Source organism: Vibrio sp. D173a, from assembly GCF_030248475.1.
Genome location: NZ_JAHGAH010000823.1, coordinates 1 through 574 on the forward strand (window position 1 = coordinate 1; position 574 = coordinate 574).

The following is a 574-nucleotide window of genomic DNA, read 5'->3' on the forward strand; positions in this document are numbered from 1 at the left end:
CTTGCATTGCGTGTGGCTTACTTTAATGAGTTAGACACTTATGCTGAGACACATAGCCTAGATAGTCGTCAAATTATTGAGGGGGTCGGTCTTGACCCTCGCATCGGCAACCACTACAACAATCCATCATTTGGCTATGGTGGTTATTGCTTACCAAAAGACACTAAACAGCTGCGTGCAAATTACGAAGATGTGCCAAATGAAATTATCGGAGCAATCGTGGATGCGAATACAACACGTAAAGATTTTGTGGCCGACTCAATCATCAAGCGTAATCCCAAGCGAGTGGGTATTTATCGACTGATTATGAAAGCGGGCTCTGATAACTTCCGAGCCTCAAGCATTCAAGGTGTGATGAAACGCATCAAAGCCAAAGGCATTGAAGTTGTAGTTTATGAGCCTGTACTTAAGGAGTCAGAGTTTTTTCACTCACAAGTTATGAATGATCTTGACGAGTTCAAAGCGAGTTGTGATGTAATTGTATCTAATCGTATGGTCGATGAAATTAAAGATGTAGCAGACAAAGTCTACACTAGAGATTTGTTTGGATCCGATTGATTGTCGTTGGTTTTTA

Annotated in this window: 1 protein-coding gene; it reads left to right on the forward strand. The window is 41.3% G+C overall.

What is annotated here, in order from left to right; translation table 11 throughout:
• Positions 1 to 558, forward strand: a 558-nt coding sequence (locus tag KIV40_RS29560; RefSeq protein ID WP_285352816.1) for a UDP binding domain-containing protein, incomplete at its 5' end; no start/stop codon positions are given.
• Positions 559 to 574 lie beyond the last annotated feature (16 nt).